The following is a 16,438-nucleotide window of genomic DNA, read 5'->3' on the forward strand; positions in this document are numbered from 1 at the left end:
CACCCGCCGCGGTCACAGCCAGTTCCGGTCACAACCAGTCCCGGTTGCGGGCGTACCTCGCCGCGTCGTGCCGGGTGCGGGTCTGGGTCTTCTGCATCGTCGTGGACAGGTAGTTGCGGACGGTGCCCTCGGCCAGGTGCAGTTGTCTCGCGATGTCGGCCACCGAGTAGCCCTCGCTCGTCGCCCGCAGCACGTCGACCTCCCTGTCGGTGAGCGGGCAGTCGTCGACGACGGCGAGCGCGGACACGTCCGGGTCGATCCAGCGCTTCCCGCCGTGGAGCGTCGCGACCACCGACGCGATGTGCGCAGGTTCGGCCGACTTGCTGACGAACCCTTGCACCCCGAGCTTGAGCGCCTTCCGCAGCACGCCGGGCCGTGCGTGCCGGGTGAGCATGAGGATCACCTGCCTCGGTGCGGTCTCGCGGATCCGCGAGACCGCACCGAGGCCGTCCACACCCGGCATCTCCAGGTCGATCACGAGTACGTCCGGCCGGTGCCGCAGCGTCTCCTGTACCGCGGCCTCGCCGTCGGCGGCCTCGGTGAGCACGGTGATGTCGCCCTCCATCGGCAGCAGGGCCGCCATCGCCTTCCGCAGCAACGCCTCGTCGTCGGCCAGCACCACGGTCGTCACGCCGATCCCTCCTCGCCGATACCGGTTCCCGTCGTGGGCGCGGTCGTGGGCGCGGCGGCGGTGCCGAACTCGGCGGCGGTGACGAACCGTCCGCCCCGTTGTCGCACCGTCAGCGCACCACCTGCGTCGGCGATGCGATCGGTGAGCGCCGCCAGTCCACTGAGGACCGGCCGGGTGTCCGGTGCGCCGTCGTTGACGATCGTGATGCCCGAGGCCGCCAACGTGATGTGCACCCGGTCGGCCTGGGCGTGCCGGAGGATGTTCGTCGTGGTTTCGCGCAGCACCTGGCCGAGCAGTTCGCTCACGCCGGGAGCGGGGTCCTCGCTGCGGTCGATGTCGACGGCGATCCCCGCCGCTTCGAACAGGTTCTTCGCGTTCTCCAGCTCGGCCGTCAGGTTCAGCCGCCGCTGGGCGTGGGCGAGCTCCTTGGTGCGGGTGATCGTCTCGCCCACCAGGTCGTGGATCTCCTGCAGTTCGCTCTCGGCCCTGGCGGGATCGGTGGCCACGAGCCTGCGCGCGAGTGCGGCCTTGAGCTTGACGACGTGCAGGGTGTGGCCCTGGATGTCGTGGAGGTCGCTGGCGAACCGCACACGTTCCCCGGCGACGGCGAGCTCGGCCTCCCGGTACCGCGCCCGTTCGAGGTCCGATACGACGTCGTAGAAGCGTTTGTTGGGAAACTCGGCCAAGGACCCCAGCAACAGCAGGCCGCCGGGGATGGCGACGTCGGCCAGCAGGACTCCCGGTACGTCTCCGGGGGTCACGAGCAGGCGCAGCGCCCCGATCGCCGCGCCGCCGACGGTGAGTGCCACCGTCGCGGCGATACGCCGGCGCGGCAGCCGCGACACGACGAACGGCCCCACCACGAGGAGTGGGAAGAACGCCGTGCGCATGTCGGAGGCCAGCGCACCGTAGAGCCACACGCCTGCCGTCAGCGCGAGGCATGGCACGGCGACCCGGAGGATGCCCCCACGGGCCCACTGCACGAACGCGTACGCCGCCGTCGCGACACCGACGGCGAGTACGGCCCGGTCGAGCCACGTGTCGGTGTCGACGATGATGAGCAGAATGCCGACACCCAGGACCGGCGGCATCAACACGGTGAGGTTGATCTTGCGCAGCCGGGTCTGTGCGTCGGTCCGGTCGTCGGTGGTCGTCACTGGTCCTCGTCGGCAAGGAGCGGGCAGATCCGTACCCCAGCATTCCGTGCTGCGAGTACCGCCGCTAGTGACACCACGTCATGGGTGCGTACTGGGAAATGTCATGCCGGACTCGTGACGCCGCGACACTGCCCACGCGGCCCCTCGCGGCGTGGAATCGACGCCATGAACAGTACAGACGACACCCCGGTCATCGACGTCGAGCGGCTCAACCTCGTCTACGGCGAGTTCCACGCGGTCAAGGACCTCACCTTCCAGGTGCGGCGCGGCGAGTTCTACGCGCTGCTCGGCACCAACGGTGCGGGCAAGACCTCGGCGCTGGAGGTGATCGAAGGGCACCGGCCGCCCGCGTCGGGCACCGTGCGCGTCTTCGGCAGCAGTCCGCGAGACAGGGACACGGTGCGGCCGCGCATGGGCATCATGCTGCAGGAGAGCGGGTTCTCCCCGGACCTCACCGTCGCGGAGTCGGTCCGCATCATCGGTGCGCTGACCGGGCGGGACGACGACGTCGACCGGGTCGTCGACCTGGTCGGGCTCAGCCGGAAGGAACGCACCAGGGTCTCCCAGCTCTCCGGTGGCGAGAAGCGCAGGCTCGACTTCGCCACCGCCGTGTACGGCACCCCCGAGCTCATCGTGCTCGACGAGCCGACGACCGGTCTGGACATCCAGTCCCGCGACGAGCTCTGGGACGCCGTCGACCGGCTGCGTGAGGGCGGCACCACGGTGGTGCTCACCACGCATTACCTCGAGGAGGCCCAGCAGCGGGCCGACCGGATCGGGCTGATGCACCAGGGCGTGTTCCACCGGGAAGGCACGGTCGCCGAGCTGACGGGCGCGTTGCCGGGCGTGATCAGCTTCGGTCTACCGGCCCGCCCGCTCGCCGGGGTCCCTGCGTTGCCGCTGCACGTGGAGCGACAGGTCGACGGGACGTTCCGCGTGGAGACCCACCGCGTCCAGAAGGACCTGTACACGCTGCTCGGCTGGGCCGAGGACCACGGCGTCGACCTCGTCGGACTGGAGGCAGGCCCCACCCGTCTCGACGACGTGTTCCGCGCCATCAACTGATCCGGCGGCCGCGTCGGCTCCGCGATCTTCTCACCGAGGGAGTACTCATGTTCGGCATCGCCTACGGCGAACTCGTCCAGCTCTTCCGCAACCGGCTCGTGCTGGTGACCAGCTTCATCATGCCCATCGCCGTCAGCGCGTTCTTCATCTACCGCCACGAGATCTTCGCCGACATCGGCAGTCTCGGCTACATCGCCGCGGTCGTGGTGTTCACGGTCGGCGCCTTCGGCCTCTACACGACGGCGGTGACCACGCTCGCCTCGCGCAGACAGAACCTGTTCCTCAAACGGCTCCGGTCGACGGCGCTCGGCGACGGCGGCATCCTCGGCGGACTGTTGCTCCCGGTCACCGTGCTCGCGACCGTCCAGGTGACGGGCGTCCTCATCGTTCTCGGCGTCGTCGCAGGCGGGCCCGCGGACGTCGTGCTCCTCGTCGTGGGGGTCGCCTCGACGCTCGCCATGCTGGTGGGATTCGCCCTGGCGACCGCGGGTATGACGAACTCGCCCGAACACGCGCAGGTCACGACCCTGCCGGTCGCCCTCGGCGTCATCGTCGTGGCGAGCTGGATCGGGCTCACCGGCACCGAGGACCTGGAACTGGTCAAACGGTTGCTGCCCGGTGGCGCGGCGACCGAGTTGATGCTGAACGCCTGGAACGGCGGGGCGGCGCTGTCGGAATCACTGATCCTGCTCGCCCCGACCCTCGCCTGGGTGTTCGTAGCGGCCAACCTGGCGGGGAAGATGTTTCGCTGGGAACCGCGCCGCTGAAGGCGGTGTGTGGCCTCACGGCCACCCACACCGCCCCGGGAATCCGCAACACGGCCCCGGGAATCCGCAACACGGTGCCCGGGATCCGCAACACGGCCCCGGGAATCCGCAACACGGTGCTTGAGAGGTCAGGTGTCGTCGCTCTCCGAGCCGCGCAGTGCGTCCCGCAGCGCGGTGTGGGCTTTGAGCAGGGTTCCCGCTGTCGGGAGGGAACCCTGCTCCGGCCAGGTGTCGGGATCCCACAACTTCGACCGGTTGAACGCGCGTCCGCAGTGGACGAAGAGTTCGGACACCGTGACCACCACCGCCAGGTCGGGCGGCGATCCCTTCACCGCGAGCCGCTCGAGGAGCTCGGCGTCGCGGACGATCGCGGCGGTGCCGTTGACCCGCAGGGTGTGGTCGGTGCCCGGGACGAGGAACACCATCGCCACGCGCGGATTGCGGAGGATGTTGCGCATGCTGTCGACCCGGCGGTTGCCGGGCCGGTCGGCGAACGCGACGGTGTACTCGTCCAGCACGATCACACTGCCGTGCTCGTCGCCGCGTGGGGACACGTCCACCGTGCCGTCGTCGGCCGCCGACGCCAGCAGGAACAGCGGGGCGGCTTCGAGGAACCGCCGGGACTCGTCGTCGATGGCCGGTGCCGCCTTGTCGGCGATCAGCGGGACCGGCTCCTCGACGACCTCCCGCAGCTCGGCCTCCGACGACACGGCCGTGCCGGCAGCAGCCGTGCCGGGAGCAGTCGAACCGGGAGCAGTCGAACCGGCAGCGGCCGCTCCCGTGGGGAGCGCGGAGGTGTGGTGCCTGCCGATCGGCACGATGAGCGGGGTGGCCGAGACCGGGTCGTCGATCACTCGGCTCGGCAGTGCGAAGACATCCCGCACGAGCGCCTCGGTGACCACCTCCCGCGGCATGCCCTCGGCGATCAGCCTGCCCTCGGACAGCACGACGAGGTGGTCGGCGTAGCGGCACGCGAGGTTCAGATCGTGCAGCACGGCCACGATCGTCGTGCCCTCGGTGCGGTTCAGGTCGGCGAGCAGGTCGAGCACCTCTACCTGGTGGGTGAGGTCGAGGAACGTCGTCGGCTCGTCGAGCAGCAGCACCCCGGTGCGCTGCGCGAGCGCCATGGCGATCCACACGCGCTGGCGTTGCCCGCCGGAGAGCTCGTCGACGGCGCGGTCGGCCAGGTCGAGGGTGCCCGTCGCGCGCATGGCGTCGGCGACGGCCTGCTCGTCGGCGTCCGACCAGCGGCCGAACCAGCCCTGGTGCGGTGACCGGCCACGGCCGACGAGGTCGGTGACGCTGATGCTTTCCGGGGCCGACGGCGACTGCGGCAGGATTCCGAGTTGCCGTGCGACGTCGCGGCTGGACAGGGAGTGGATGCTCTTGCCGTCGAGACACGCGGCGCCGGACGTGGGCCGCAGCAGCCGTGCCATGCCGCGCAACAGGGTCGATTTGCCGCAGGCGTTGGGGCCCACGATGACCGTGATCCTCCCCGGTGGGATGGTCACCGACAGGTCGTCGACGACCCGGCGATCGCCGTAACCGAGGCTGATCCGTTCGGTGTGCACAGTGGACCGCTGCGGGCCGCCGGAATCCGCCGTCGTGGCGACGGCGGGTTCTGCTGCGGATTCGCCTGCCATGGCCTCCTCCATCATTCGCCGTGTCCGGCGTGATTGCTTTTCGCCAGCAGCCACAACAGGTACGGCGCGCCGACGGCACCGGTCACGACGCCGACGGGGAACTGCTGATCGCCGAACAGGTGCTGGGCCGCGAAGTCGGAACTCAGCGTCACCAGCGCGCCCACGAGTGCCGCCACCGCCACGCCCGGGCGGGCACCGCCGAGCAGCCGGGACGCGATGGGCCCCGACAGGAACGCCACGAACGCGACCGGCCCGGCCGCCGCGGTGCCGACCCCGATCAACCCGGTCGCCACCAGCAGCAGTGCCAGCCTGGTGCGTTCGACGGGCAGGCCGAGCCCGCGCGCCGAGTCGTCGCCGAGCTGCAGCCGCGGCAGTGCCCGCGCGAGCAGCAGCGCCGCGGGCACCAGGACGGCGAGACAGCCCAGCAGCGCCGTGACGTGGTCCCACGAACTGTCGTACAGGCTGCCCGTGCGCCACAGGAGCGCTTGCTGTGCGTCGGTCATGTCGGCGCGTGTCATGAGGAACGACACCGCGGCCAGCAGTGCCGCGTTGACGCCGATGCCGATCAGCACGAGCCGGTAGCCGCTGATGCCGCGTTGCCATGCGAGCGCGTAGATCAGCGCGGATGCTGCGACGGCGCCGGTGAACGCACCCGCCGACACGGCGAACCCGCTCGCGCCGAAGGCGACGATGGCCAGTACGGCGGCGGCGCTGGCACCGGCCGAGACGCCGAGGACGTCGGGACTGGCCAGTGGATTCCGGAGCAGTCGCTGGAACAGCGAGCCCGCCAGGCCGAACGCGATTCCCACGAGGATCCCGGTCACCGCACGTGGCAGGCGCAGGTCGAACAGCACGTAGTCGATCCGCGGTTGCAGCGCACCGACCTGCTGACCGGTGAGCCTGGCCAGCAGATCGGGGATGCCGATCCGGAAGTCGCCGACGGCGAGTGCGGCGAGCAGCATCGCGGTGACGGCGAGTGCGAGCCCCGTCGCCACGGTGATCGCCCGCGCGCGTTCCCGGCGGCGGGCGTGCGAGACCAGGGCCACGTCGTCGGACGTCGCCCCGCTGTTCCGCCCGGCGGCGGTGGGTGTGGTCGCCCGGGTCATAACCGGGCCGGCTTCCGCCGTCGCACGAGCACCACCAGCACGGGGGCGCCGAGCAGGGCCGTCACGACGCCGGCCTGCACCTCGCCGGGCCGTGCGGCGACCCGGCCGAGCACGTCCGCGACGAGCAGCAGAACCGGTGCGATCAGCATCGACAGTGGCAGGATCCGCCGGTAGTCGGGACCGGCGAGCATGCGGGCGAGGTGCGGCACCGCGAGCCCGAGGAACGTGATCGGCCCGGCCAGGGCCGTCGCGGCACCGGCGAGCACGACGACAGCGAGGCCGCACCACACGCGGTCGGCCGTCGTGTTCTGCCCGAACGAACGCGCGACGTCGTCCCCGAGTGACAGTCCGTTGAGGACTTTGCCGAGCAGCAGCGCCCCGGCGATCCCGGCCGCGAGGAACGGCAACGCCTGCCCCACGACTTCCGGGTCGCGGCCGGCGAGCGTGCCCACCTGCCAGAACCGGAACCGGTCGTGCGTGGCGGGGTCGGTCAGCAGCACGGCGCTCTGCAACGAGCTGAGCGCCGCGGTCAGGGCCGCACCCGTGAGTGCCAGCTTCAACGGGGAGGCACCACCCCGGCCGAGCGAGCCGATGACGTAGACCACCGCGGAGGCCGCCGCGGCACCCGCGAACCCGAACCACACGTACCCGGTCAGGCTCGTCACGCCGAACACGGCGATCCCCAGGACCACGAACAGTGCGGCGCCCGCGTTGACACCGAAGATGCCCGGGTCCGCCAGCGGATTGCGGGTGACTCCTTGGATGAGAGTGCCCGCCAGTCCGAGTGCCGCGCCGACGAGCAGTCCCGCCACGGTCCGGGGCACGCGGCGTTCGGTGACGATCAGGTGGTCGACCCGATCCGGATCGAACGCCGTGAGCGCGTCGAACACGGTCGTCACCGGGATGTTCTTGGTGCCGACCGCGAGGCTGAGCGCGCACGCAGCCAGCAGCAGCGCGCCGATGCCGAGTGGGTTGCGCACGGTCACCGGTGAGCGGTCAGTCGCCGAGCGTGTCCGCGAGCAGCGGCACGACCTCGTCGAGTGCCCAGGACAGGCCGACCACCGAATTACTGGAGAACGCCAGTGAGATGTCCTGGTCGCTCAGCACGAGGTCGTTGCCCTTCTCGACCGAAGGGATCGCCCGGTACAGCGGGTCGCCGGTGACGTCCTCGGGGTCGGTGCCGATGAGGAACACCGCGGTCAGGTCGGCGTCGAGCAGGTCGAGACGTTCGTCGGAGACGGGGACGCTGAACCCGCGGCCGCCGGGCTGGCGTTCGATGCGCGGCGAGTTGACGAACCCGAGCCGTTGCATGAACTCGACCCGGCCGTCGCCGTCGAGGTAGGCGCCCCACGCGTCGGGCAGTCGTGAGGCCAGCACCATCTCCTTGCCCCTGAACTCGGGGTGCTCGGCGGCGACGCGGTCGAACTTCGCGTTCAGGTCCTTCCGGAGCTGCTCGGCCTCGTCCTGCCTGCCGAGCGCCGTGCCGATCATGTCGAGCTGTTGCTGCCACGTCGTGAGGTAGTCGTCGGCGCCTTCGGGAAGGCTGACGACGGGAACGCCGATCTCGGTGAGTCGGTCGTGCCGTGCACGTTCGCCACTGGATCGGGTGTCGAGGATGAGGTCGGGGTTCAGTCCGGCGACCTTCTCCATGTTCACCTCGAGCGTGCCCAGCTTCTCCGGTGGCCGGTCGTACTTCTGCTGCGACCAGGGGCCGAGGCCGTTGCCGCCGACCTCGAGCCAGTCGGCCGCGCCGACCGGTTGCACGCCGAGCGCCATCGCGACCTCGGCGTCGGTCCAGCCGAGCGCCACGACGCGTTGCGGCGGCTCGTCGATGGTCACGTCGCCGAACTTGGTGGGGATCGTGACCGGGAACTGCGAGCTGTCGGCCTGCGGGTTGAGCTGCTGCTCGCCGCCACCGGGCTCGCCGTCGGCGCCGGTCGTGGTGCAGCCGGTCAGGACCGCGAACACGCCCGCGAGGAGTACGACGAACAGAGCCCGCTGAGGCCGAGCGGCACGACTCATGGGTACGCCCTTTCGAGGGAGGCCGGTAAACTGTGCCTACCCTAACTACGAGCGTGCGCTCTCGGAACTCCCGGTGACGTGCGCCGGGTCACGCCTCCCGCGCCCCCAGGGCACCTCAGGGGCGTTCAGTGCCTCCAACGTGCCCCGAGGGGCACGTTGGAGGCACTGAACGACCGGGGCGGTGCCGGCTCGCTTCGGGGGTGAGCCGGCACCGCCCGTGGTCACTCGGCCGGCTTCAGGTAATCGGCCACCGCCTTCGACGCGAGCAGCGGCTCCGCGCTGCGCTTGCCCCGGTGGGCGACGTAGTTGGCGACCATGCCCCTGCCACCGAACGGCGCATTGCCGTTGTCGGTGTGCAGCAGAGTGGTGTTGACGCAGACCTCGTGCCGCTTCTGCAGGAGCCGCACGGTCTCCGGCAGGTCGCCGTACACCATCGCGCCCATGGCCCGCTCCTCGAAGAACGGTGACGCCAGGAACTCGTGCAGCTCGTCCTGCGTGGAGTACCGCAGCACGTTGAAGATCGGCGCGAACAGTTCCTCGCAGTTCGGTTTGCCGCCGATGTCGCGCAGCAGCACGGTCGGCTGCAGCTCACGGGTGGCGAGCTCGGCGTGCCCGCCGTGGACGATGTCGCCCGCATGGCGGTGCAGGTGGTCGAGCGCGAACCCGAACGCCTGCTCGTAGTGCATCGGGCCGTAGTCGGCGTGCGGGTCCGCGTTGGTGCCGAAGACGAGGTCGTCGAGCCGCTTGGTGAGCAGTTCGAGGAACCGCTCCGAGACGGACTCGTGCACGAACAGCACGTCCGGTCCGAAGCAGTCCTGCCCCGAGTTCAGCAGGCGGATCTCGACGGCGTCGGTGACCGCCCTGTCGACGTCGGCGTTCTGGCCGACGATGAACGGATTGATGCCCTGGCCGAAGTAGACGAACAGCTGCTCGTCGTCGAGTTTCGTACGGATCTTCTCGGCGTTGGCGTAGGTTCCCGTGAAGATCACCAGGTCGGCCTCGGTGACGGGGCCCTCGACGAAATCGCGCTGCGTGCTGGCCGAGAGCTGGAGCGGCAGCCCGTGGTGGGGTTCGAGCAGTTCGTGCAGCCGGATCAACTGTTTGTTGATGTGACTGGACGGCCGGAACACCACCCGCTCGCTGTAGAGCGCGGGCACCAGCAGGTAGAGCACGTACGAGTAGAGCGGGATGTTCGACGGCATGAACACCGCGGTGGAGCCGATGCGCGGCGGCCGATACGTCGACACCTCCTCGAGCGCACCGCTGAGTGTCTCGATCGCGGTGTCCAACTCGCCCTCGGCAGTCTTGTGGTTGGACACCTCGGTCAGGATCGCGAGAATCTCCTCGCGATGCGTCCTGAGGTAGTTCTCGACCGCACGCAACGCCGGTGCGCGGTCGGCCAGCGGCACCCCGGTGTCGTTCTCACGGGCGAGCGCGACCGGGGAGTTCGACGCGGCCGCGTTGTCCGAGGCTTTCGCCACGGTCGTACGGAGCTGGTTCATGTCTACCTTTCCGTTTCTGTTGCGAGGGAAGGCGGGAACGACGACGACTTTGTTGGGGCGTTCGTGGACGGCGAGCCGGTCGTGCAGCAGCCGCCGCCACATCCGCGGATCGCGGCGCGAGTCGTCCGCGACGGCGAACACGAGTTGACAGCCGCGCCGGGTGTCCTCGACGGCGACGACCTCCACCGGCGCTCCGCACGCTTCGGCCTTGCGTGCCAGCGCCTCGGGATACAGCGTGTGCCCGTGCCGGTGCACGGCACCCTTGCGGCCCAGCACGGCGACGTTGCCGCGCTCGTCGAGATAGCCGACGTCACCCGTGCGGTAGGACGAGCGGTCCACGTGGCGCAACGTGCCGTCGTCGGCCAGCAGCGCGGTCATGAGATCGGGGGTCCGCACCAGTAGTTCGCCGACCTCGCCCTGCGGCAACGGCGCGCCGTCCTCGCCGAGGATGTCGATCTCGATGCCGTCCAGCGGTGTGCCGAGCAACGTCGGATCGTCCACGGAGGCCAGCGCGATGTTGCCCGCCTCGCTGGAACCGTAGCCGTCCAACAGCGGCGCGCCGATGACCTCGCGGAACTCGGTGGCGAGCGTGACCCCCAGCGGAGCGCCGCCGACGCACCACATGCGCACCGAGGCGAGCGCCTCCGGTGCCACGGGCTTGCGTTCGAGCATGCGGAGGATGCTGTGGTAGGTCGAGGGCGCTCCGTCCACGACCGTCACGTTCAGCCCCTCGATGGCTTCGAGCGCCCGGTCGAGGCGCGTGGGCGGAACGACGATCAGGCAGGCTTCGGTCAACCACCAGAGCAGGACCAGTGAGAGTCCGTACTGGTGCGAGAACGGCAGGAGCGGCAGCAGCACGTCGTCGGCCGTGTATCGCATCCGCCGTTGCGAGCGGTGAATGTTCGCCAGCACGCTGCCGCCCGATCTGACCACGCCGGTCGGACTGCCCGTCGTTCCCGACGACCAGACGATCAGCGCGTCCTGCCGCGTGCTCCACGAGGCGAGGTCGAGCTGCAACGCCGGTTCCGCTGCCGTCCGGTCCTCGGCGGTCAGTTCGCGCAGGCCGAGCGCCCGTACCGGTTCGGAAGGCCGGGCCGCCGCCGTGTCGTCGCAGAGCAGCCACGTCGCCGAAGCCTTCGTGAGCGCACTGCTCCTGGCTTCGTCGGTCGACTGGTCGTCGAGCAGCATGATGCTGGCGTCGAGGTGCATCAGCGTGAGCAGGGCGACGACGAAGTCGGGGGAGTTGGCGCCCGACAGCCCGACCCGGTCGCCCGCGCGGAACCCGTGTTCGCGCAGCCGCCGGGCCATCGCCGCGCCGCGCCGCTCGATGTCGGCCGCGGTCAGCACACCGCCGGGCGTGATGATTCTCGGTTTGGTGGAGTCCATGGGTGCTCCTGGATGCGGACGGCCGCGGCGTTCGCGCACGCAGCCTGCGTCGGTGCGCCCGCCCGGTGCCGGACGGGCGGCCGGGTCAGCGAGCCGGGGTGACATCGGCGGAGTACTCGCGCAGCAGGTGGTCGATGAACGCCGGATCGGTCCCGATCAGCGACAGGTGCTTGCGCAGGATGTCGACGCTCATCCCGCGGAAGTCGACGGCGATGCCCTCGAACTCGTTGTCCAGCCGCAGTGCCAGTGGCACGGCCTTCTCCAGCACCTCGTTGATCTGGTCGCCGTAGCCCTCGTTGACGCCGGTGCGCAGCGCGTGCAGGCCGAACCCGACATGCCGTGACTCGTCGCGGCACATCGCCGTGAACGCCGTCTTGATGCCGTTGAACAGGTCGATGTCGCGCAGCGCGTGGACGAGCACCCGCTGTCCCACGAGCGCCAGCACTCCCTCGGTGATGAGATGGAACAGCGTCACGGCCTGCAGCCACTGGCCGTAGTTCATCGGGCGTTCGTGCAGTCCCCGCACGATGTCCGCTTCGAGCATGCTGAGCTCGGCGTGCGCCGGGGTGCTGAGGTTCCAGGCTTCGGTGAGCATGGCGCGGGGGTTCTCGCTCATGCCCATGACTTCCTCGCCGAGGCGGAAGACCGCCCGGGTGTGACGCGTCTCGTCGGCGATCTGCGTCCCGAGGAAGAGCGAGTACTCCTCGTCGGGGGAGCCGGTGAGGATCGGGCCGAGCATGTCGAGGCCCGTCCACTCGCCGATGATGAACGTGGCGATGGCGTTCTCGATCATCGTCCGCACGCCCTGCGGCACGCGCGGGTCGGCGAGCATCTCGTGGTCCGTACCGAGGGAGATGTCCTCGGCCGACCACTGCTGTCGTTCCCACCTTTGGTACAGCTCAACGGGTTTGGGCTTGCGGCCGGCCACCAGATCGGCGTGCCGCAGGACGTCCGAGGACGGCAGCGCGGCCAGGTCGCCGAGCCGTGCTTCGTCCACGAGCAGGGTGCTCCAGCGGTTCAAGTCAGTCCTCCAGTGTGGAAGGCGAGCGGTGTCGGACGTCGACGACGCGTGGGAACGGGTCGCCGGACGGACGAACAGGTCGTGGCCGAACGCGCTCGAAGGAGAACTGGACGATGCCGTGTCGCCTTCCGCCGCGGGGAGCGCAACGAAAGGCCGATGTGAACCGAACGTGATCGAAGGTAGTGCTGCTTTAGCTCTGACGTGTGAACGTTTGACGAGAAGTTTGCAGTAGGGAATCCGTGGAGCTACCGACGGTGTCGACGAACGGGGTGTCGTGTCGCCGTGACCCGGTCCGGTCGTGCCGCCCGTTAAGGCGTTGTGAGCTGAACGAGCCGCCGGTCCCGAGGTGGTCATCCGAAAGTCGGTGGTGTCCCGGGATTCGGTTGACACCCGCCGGGGGTCCCGGCAGTCTCGCCGACATCGCACTGATTTGCGGGCGGCGCAGGCTGCCTCGCGAGGGGGCTGCGTGCGGCCATCGCTCGGATTCGAACCGGGACCATTGCCCGATGTGGACCGAACGCGCACAGCTGGGGAGCTTCGAGGTGCGCGCCAGGGGCGACTACCTTCGACGATTTGTCGTGGCAATCTTCGGCGACGAAGCCGGGGAAGAACCTCATAACGCACGACCGTGAAGTGTGTCCGGCCTTGCCGGGCAGTACGCGTCGTGCGATCGGTTCGTGCATTCAGGTTGACGCCCTCGTAACGACGACAACACACCGGAAATGGTGTCCGAAACGGCGCGAGGTGACCGGCATGGGGGTTTTCCGATGGTGAGAAAAATGTGCGTCCTCCGTTTTCCCGGAGAAAGCGACTACGAGTTGGTCGAATCGTGGCTTCGCCCGCTCTCGCCCACGAGCGCGCTGACGGGGGACACCCACGAGGTGGTGACCGCGGATGCCGTGCGCGAACTCAACGAGAGCGGCAAGGTGCGCTACCTGATGGTCGTGACCGACGACGGAGCCCCGGTCGGGGTCGTGAACTACCGGACGTCGGGTACCGCAGGGTCCTACGTGATCGGGGGCGCGATCGGTGACCCCGAGAAATGGAACGGCGGCGCGGGTGCCGATGCGCTCGGGCAACTCGTCGACTTCCTGTTCCACGAACTCAACGCGCACCGGGTGGAGTTCAGCACCGCGTCGTACAACAAGCACACGCTGGCGATCCTCACCAAGGGCGGATTCGTGCTCGAAGGCGTGCTGCGCGACTACTACTTCATGGACGGCATGTACCACGACCGCACGGTGTGGTCGATCCTGCGCGACGAGTTCTACGAGGGCGCCGCAGCGCACGCCGACCAGTTCCCCGTGGAGGATCTCGTCCCCGAGGAGGACAAGCGGCAGGCGCAGGAAGCGCTCGCGAAGTACCTCGCTTCGGACCCGCCGACCTCACTGACCAGCTTCGGTGACCGTATCGCCCGCGTACGGCCGTACTGACTCCGGCGGAAGGACATCCGATGAACCCGCTCGCGCAGCTGTACACGCTCGCAGATCCCGTGTTCTTCGAGGATCCGGCCCGATGGCGGCCGGACGGAACGGCTTTCCCGCTGGCCACGGAGGCTCCGCCGGAGGGATGGAGCCGGGGTGGTTCCGACGGCTGGGTGTCGCTGCGACCGGAGTCCGTACGGCTTCCCCCGCAGGGATGGAAGATCCACATCAGCGCGACGCCGGACAATGCCGACGAGGCGGTCCGGGTGGCAGCCGAACACTGCTTCCGCAACGACATCACGTTCAAGTTCCTCGGCGGCCGCAATCTGGTCCGGGCCTTCAGCCTCAAGTACGCACCGCGTGCCGCGAGCGGGAAGGTCGTCACGATCTACCCGGTCGACGAGCACCAGCTGAGGACGTGTCTCGACGAGCTGGACGCCGCGCTCTCGGGTAACGCCGGCCCGTACATCCTCAGCGACCTGCGGTTCGGCAACGGTCCGCTCTACGTCCGTTACGGCGGCTTCGCGAAACGCTTCTGCGTGACCGAGGAGGGTGAGCGGGTACTGGCGATCGAGCGGCCGGACGGAACACTCGTGCCGGACGAGCGGAAGCCGGTGTTCACGATTCCCGACTGGGTCCCGGTGCCGGACGTGCTCCGGCCGAGTCTGGAGCGGCGGAGTGCGACCGGTGCGACGTTGGACTATCGCGTCGTCGAGGCGCTGCACTTCTCGAACGGCGGCGGTGTCTACGTGGCCGAGCGGGGTACCGACGACAGTGCCACCGACGTCGGTGACACGGACGACAGTGCCACCGATGACAGGGAACTCGTGCTCAAGGAGGCACGGCCGCACGCCGGTCTGAGCGACGCCGACACCGATGCCGTCGGCCGGATGGACCACGAGGTCTGGGCGTTGCGGCGACTGGCAGGCATCGACGGTGTTCCCGCGGTGCACGAGGTGACCACCGTGTGGGAGCACCGGTTCGTGGCGATGGACCGTGTGCCCGGCGTGACGCTGCAGCAGTGGCTCGCGCGGCACTACCCGCTGATCGGCGCGGCAAGCGGGGCCGTCGAACGCGCCGCCTACGTGCGGCGGGCCGAGCGCATCCACGCCAACGTGACGCGTCTGATCGAACGGATCCACGAACGCGGCGTCGTGTTCGCCGACCTCCATCCGGCCAACGTCATCGTCGACGAGAACGACGAGGTGGGCCTCGTCGACTTCGAGGCCGCGTTCGAGGCGGGTGCCGGCAGGACGCAGCGCATGGGGCACGCCGGATTCACGACGGCCACGGCCCTCGACGAGGACATCGACCGCAACGCGCTCGCGATCCTCCGGCTGTGGTTCTACCTGCCGTTGACGAGTGTGCTCGCGATCGCACCGGCCAAACTCGATGCGCTGGTCACGGTCGCCTGCGAGCTGTTCGACCTGCCCGCCGATTTCGCCGCGTCGGTCACCGGTGCGGCGACGGCGAAGGCCGCACCGGCGCCGGAGGTCGCCGCGTTGCCGCGGGACACCCCGGCCCCCGCCGAACGTCGTTGGCGCGATTCGGTCGCCGCGGCGATGGTGGCCAGCGCGGAACCGGACCGGACCGACCGGCTCTTCCCCGGAGACACCGAGCAGTTCGTCACGGGAGGATCCTGTTTCGCCTACGGTGCCGCCGGCGTCCTGTGGTCGCTGCACGTGACGGGCTACGAGGTCGACGACCGGTACCGGCAGTGGCTGCTCGCACGGGCCGACGAACCCGTGGCCGCGCCGGGGTTCCTGGACGGCGCCCACGGCATCGCGTACGTGCTCGACGAGCTCGGCCACCGGGACGCGGCGGCCGCACTGATCGACCGTGCGGCGGCATCCGTCGAGCAGATGCGCGACGTGAGCTACCTGAGTGGCCTGGCCGGGGTGGGGCTGAACCTGCTTCATCTGCACGGCAAGTACGGCTCGGCCGCAAGCGGCCGCAGCGGTGACCGGCTGTCCGACGCGCTCCGCATCGCCCTGCGACTGGAGGAAGCCGTGGCCGACGGGCGCGCGCACGGCGTCGACAAGCCGCCCGGCAGGCTCGGCCGCGCAGCGGACGCCGGAACACACGGCGGCCTCATCCGGGGCTGGTCCGGACCTGCGCTGTTCTTCCTGCGGTTGTTCGAGGCCACCGGTGACAAGGGCTGGCTCGACACGGCGATCGCTGCCGTGCGCCGGGACCTGCGCTTGTGCGTGGCCGACGAGGACGGGACCTGGCAGGTTGACGGCGGATTCCGGCGGCTGCCGTATCTCGACGTCGGATCTGCCGGAATCGCGCTCGTGGTCGACGACATTCTGCGCCGCGTCGACGACGGCGAACTCGAAGCGGCACTGGGGCCGCTCGCCGCGGGCTGTCACAGCGACTTCGTCATGGACGCAAATCTCTTCCACGGACGCGCCGGACTAATGGGCGTAAATGCTCGACTCGACCGCGGTCGTACGGGTACAATTGATTCCAGGCAGACGGAAAGCCACCTCGAACGTTTGAGTTGGCATGCGCTTGCCTATCGTGGACATGTTTCTTTTCCCGGTGACGGATGTTCCCGCTTGTCCATGGATTTCGCAACTGGTAATGCGGGAGTCTTGGTCGCCGCGGCCTCCGTGGCGGACGAGAATGTTCCGCTTCTTCCCTTCCTGTCCGTATGAACTCCGGGCCACCAGTGGGTCCGACGGGTCGTCCGGCTGGGAAATATCAGAAAG

Annotated in this window: 12 protein-coding genes; 4 read left to right on the top strand and 8 right to left on the bottom strand. The window is 69.4% G+C overall.

Annotation, left to right across the window (positions count from 1 at the left end):
* Nucleotides 1-28 precede the first annotated feature (28 nt).
* Nucleotides 29-631 (bottom strand): response regulator transcription factor, encoded by a 603-nt coding sequence (locus tag LY12_RS00985; RefSeq protein WP_253852643.1) that lies wholly within the window; start codon nt 629-631, stop codon nt 29-31.
* Nucleotides 628-1,788 carry a sensor histidine kinase gene (locus tag LY12_RS00990; RefSeq protein ID WP_308292045.1) on the bottom strand — a complete coding sequence of 387 codons (1,161 nt, stop codon included), beginning with the start codon at nt 1,786-1,788 and terminating at the stop codon, nt 628-630. The genes LY12_RS00985 and LY12_RS00990 overlap by 4 nt, the downstream gene beginning before the upstream one ends.
* A 165-nt stretch (nt 1,789-1,953) precedes the next feature.
* Between LY12_RS00990 and LY12_RS00995 the strand changes: the two genes are divergently transcribed.
* Nucleotides 1,954-2,853, top strand: a complete 900-nt coding sequence (locus LY12_RS00995) for an ABC transporter ATP-binding protein (protein ID WP_253852644.1) — start codon at nt 1,954-1,956, stop codon at nt 2,851-2,853.
* A 47-nt stretch (nt 2,854-2,900) separates the two neighbouring features.
* A complete protein-coding gene (locus LY12_RS01000) occupies nt 2,901-3,620 on the top strand; it encodes an ABC transporter permease (protein WP_253852645.1) in 720 nt (239 codons plus the stop codon).
* Nucleotides 3,621-3,748: 128 nt separating this feature from the next.
* Here the strand turns inward: LY12_RS01000 and LY12_RS26020 are convergent, their stop codons facing one another.
* From LY12_RS26020 to LY12_RS01035, 6 genes are all read right to left on the bottom strand, one after another.
* On the bottom strand, nt 3,749-5,263 hold the full coding sequence (locus tag LY12_RS26020) for an MSMEG_1061 family FMN-dependent PPOX-type flavoprotein (protein ID WP_308292046.1): 1,515 nt from the start codon (nt 5,261-5,263) through the stop codon (nt 3,749-3,751).
* Between the two features lie 11 nt (nt 5,264-5,274).
* Entirely contained in the window at nt 5,275-6,369 is a 1,095-nt protein-coding gene (locus LY12_RS01015) for a FecCD family ABC transporter permease (RefSeq protein WP_253852646.1), read from the bottom strand.
* A complete protein-coding gene (locus LY12_RS01020; RefSeq protein ID WP_253852647.1) occupies nt 6,366-7,355 on the bottom strand; it encodes a FecCD family ABC transporter permease in 990 nt (329 codons plus the stop codon). Before LY12_RS01020 ends, LY12_RS01015 begins: the two co-directional genes overlap by 4 nt.
* 10 nt (nt 7,356-7,365) lie before the next feature.
* Nucleotides 7,366-8,391 (bottom strand): iron-siderophore ABC transporter substrate-binding protein, encoded by a 1,026-nt coding sequence (locus tag LY12_RS01025; RefSeq protein ID WP_253852648.1) that lies wholly within the window; start codon nt 8,389-8,391, stop codon nt 7,366-7,368.
* 221 nt (nt 8,392-8,612) lie between these two features.
* Nucleotides 8,613-11,279 carry an aldehyde dehydrogenase family protein gene (locus tag LY12_RS01030; RefSeq protein ID WP_253852649.1) on the bottom strand — a complete coding sequence of 889 codons (2,667 nt, stop codon included), beginning with the start codon at nt 11,277-11,279 and terminating at the stop codon, nt 8,613-8,615.
* An 85-nt stretch (nt 11,280-11,364) separates the two neighbouring features.
* The gene (locus tag LY12_RS01035) at nt 11,365-12,300 is read right to left on the bottom strand and encodes a ribonucleotide-diphosphate reductase subunit beta (protein ID WP_253852650.1); all 936 of its coding nucleotides are present in this window, start codon (nt 12,298-12,300) and stop codon (nt 11,365-11,367) included.
* Nucleotides 12,301-13,079: 779 nt separating this feature from the next.
* Here LY12_RS01035 and LY12_RS01040 point away from each other — a divergent pair.
* The gene (locus LY12_RS01040; RefSeq protein ID WP_253852651.1) at nt 13,080-13,733 is read left to right on the top strand and encodes a GNAT family N-acetyltransferase; all 654 of its coding nucleotides are present in this window, start codon (nt 13,080-13,082) and stop codon (nt 13,731-13,733) included.
* 20 nt (nt 13,734-13,753) lie between these two features.
* Entirely contained in the window at nt 13,754-16,384 is a 2,631-nt protein-coding gene (lanKC, locus tag LY12_RS01045; RefSeq protein ID WP_253852652.1) for a class III lanthionine synthetase LanKC, read from the top strand.
* The last annotated feature ends 54 nt before the right edge of the window (nt 16,385-16,438 follow it).

This window comes from Prauserella alba, from assembly GCF_024171735.1.
GTDB classification, from domain to species: Bacteria; Actinomycetota; Actinomycetes; order Mycobacteriales; family Pseudonocardiaceae; genus Prauserella; species Prauserella alba.